2 protein-coding genes are annotated in these 2528 nt (G+C 45.4%); both read right to left on the bottom strand.

Annotation, left to right across the window (positions count from 1 at the left end; genetic code table 11):
* On the bottom strand, positions 1-335 hold a 335-nt coding region (locus tag J7K40_03905), incomplete at its 3' end, for a hypothetical protein (protein ID MCD6161543.1).
* Positions 335-2359: a hypothetical protein gene (locus J7K40_03900; GenBank protein MCD6161542.1), complete on the bottom strand. Its 2025-nt coding sequence runs from the start codon at positions 2357-2359 to the stop codon at positions 335-337. The genes J7K40_03905 and J7K40_03900, both read right to left, overlap by 1 nt.
* Between the last annotated feature and the right edge of the window lie 169 nt (positions 2360-2528).

Raw genomic sequence — 2528 nt, 5'->3', positions numbered from 1 at the left:
GTTACTATAAGGTCTCCCTCAGCCTCATATCCCAAAAATATAAATCGTACCTTTTTAGGATTATTAATTCCAAAATCCGTTACTACCGGTTCAAAGTAGGCCCCTATAGCATCACCATCATCTGTGTCACCATCAAGCTCATATATACCGTCGGTAGACGCTCCGAGGTAAACATCTCCGAATTTCACCATTGAATTAAATTCGTAATCAATGTACTGAGTTGTAGCCCTTGCCTGCAAAGCATGATCCAAAACAAACATACAAGAACTGTACGGTACGAAAGAGGCCGTAATATCCGCTGTTGGTGTAGGAGCGTATCCGTCTATATCGGCCATTATCGTATTTTCCCTCTCACATGCCTCAGTATCGAACTTGTGAAGCAATCAACGCTTGATGTCATAGTAGGAGTCGGAACTGTACCTGTAAGTATTATGGTGTCGTTTGCCAACGACGCATAAAAACGAACAAGGGCACCCGGCACAGGCACTCTACCAGACAATGCGACGACCTGCCCGGTCAACGCCACCATGGTACAATATGGGCAAGGCGACCTTCCAAGGATAAAGGCCACATTCCCAACAGTAACTTCGAATAATCCAGTCGGGGTTGGGGCAGTGGCCGAGATAACTGTAATATTCTCCGTATCACCTATGCAGGTGAGCAGGGGAACTGGTACTCGACCATATATGGTAGCAAGATGATGGGTGTCAGCCACCATAACGCAAGTTGGAATGGGAACGTCTCCGGTGAAACCAAGCCCGATCCGCATCGAGCAGGTCGGGCACGGAGCGCTGGCTATAATCGAAGGGTTCCTGCCGCTGTAAGCTATACAGGTAAATTCGGGAACCGGACAATAACCTTCTATTATCCTGCCGATTTTAAAACTTGCTGTGGGTACCGGTGGTAAAGCATCGATACTAACCAAAGAATTTATGGTACATTTACCATCAAGAAGGTCAGTCGTTTTATCCTGTATTGCTATCTTACTATCAAATAAATTTGTAGCTATACCAAATTCAACCCTGGCCTTGCCATTCAGTAAATTAACAACTTTTCCTTGAAGATTAACCTTTCCATCAAGAGTATCAATATCGTTAAGATAAATTTGGGCCTTGCCATTGAATAGCCTAGTTGATAAATTAGCTGTGCTTACTTTACCATCGAGCAGATCAGCGGCCCAGCCTGTTACTTCAGCCTTTCCATCAAGTAAATCTGCTTTCCACCCTATTACTTCGGTCTTACCATTAAATAAAGTTGTCGTTTCATCTTTGACTACTGCCTTGGCATCGAAGATATTCTGAGCAAAGACCCCTATTTCTACTTTGCCATCAAGCAAATCAGTGGTATGTTTTTCTATTTTTATTTTACCGTCGAACAATTTCGTGCAAGATACGATACCGTTATATTCTTCGGTAACAGCAGTAGCACCAGTAGCGAAATCTCCACCGAAACTTAAACCGGCCAATTGGGTTCCTGCTCCACCTAAACTCTCTCTTGCCGTTATTAAATCCCCACTAGCAGACCATGATGTTCCATTATACTCCTCAGTGGTGTTATAATAGTTAGTAGTATAACCGCCAAAGTTTAGTCCAGCCGATTGTGTACCACAACCAGCCAAGCCATACCTTCCCACCAACAAATCTCCACCGGCAGACCATGCAGTGCCGTTATACTCTTCGGTAACTGAATAATCATCGTTAGCATTTCCGCCAAAGCTTAATCCAGCCGACTGTGTACCACAACCAGCCAAGTAATCTCTTCCCGATGCTAAGCCTCCACCGGCAGACCATGCAGTGCCGTTATACTCTTCGGTAACTGAATAATCATCGTTAGCATTTCCGCCAAAGCTTAATCCAGCCGACTGTGTACCACAACCAGCCAAGTAATCTCTTCCCGATGCTAAGCCTCCACCGGCAGACCATGCAGTGCCGTTATACTCTTCGGTAACTGAATAATCATCGTTAGTATTTCCGCCAAAGCACAACCCCGCTGACTGTGTTCCACAACCGGCTAAACGATAACTCGATACTGGTAAATCCCCTCCAGCAGACCATGCAGTGCCATTATACTCTTCGGTAACAGTACAGGGACCTCCACCATCACAGTGGTTGTCATAGCCACCAATGCTTAGTCCTGCCGATTGCGTACCACAACCAGCCAAGTGATATCTTCCTGTTGCCAAGTCTCCACCGGCAGACCATGCAATGCCGTTATACTCTTCGGTGGTGTTTAGATAGACACCAGGGTAGCCACTATCAGTCGTACCACCGAAACTTAATCCAGAAGATTGAGTTCCACAACCAGCCAAGCCAAACCTTGCCGTTGTTAAATCTCCGCCTGCTGCCCACGAACCTGCCATAACTAAACTCTGTACTCCACTCTAATCTGTTCCTGAATCCGAGGATCGAAATCCTCTAAAACTTTATTGAGTATCCCCTTCTCAATACAAGCCAATATTCCAGACCTTAGTTGCCCTAATAAATTCTGTCTCTCAGGTGGGCTTCCGTTACCTCCCATTATAATAGACT

It is taken from the genome of Candidatus Zixiibacteriota bacterium (assembly GCA_021159005.1).
In the GTDB taxonomy this organism is placed as follows: Bacteria; Zixibacteria; MSB-5A5; order UBA10806; family 4484-95; genus JAGGSN01.
The sequence above is the reverse complement of the archived record's forward strand: the minus strand, read 5'-3'. Positions and strand labels throughout refer to the sequence as shown.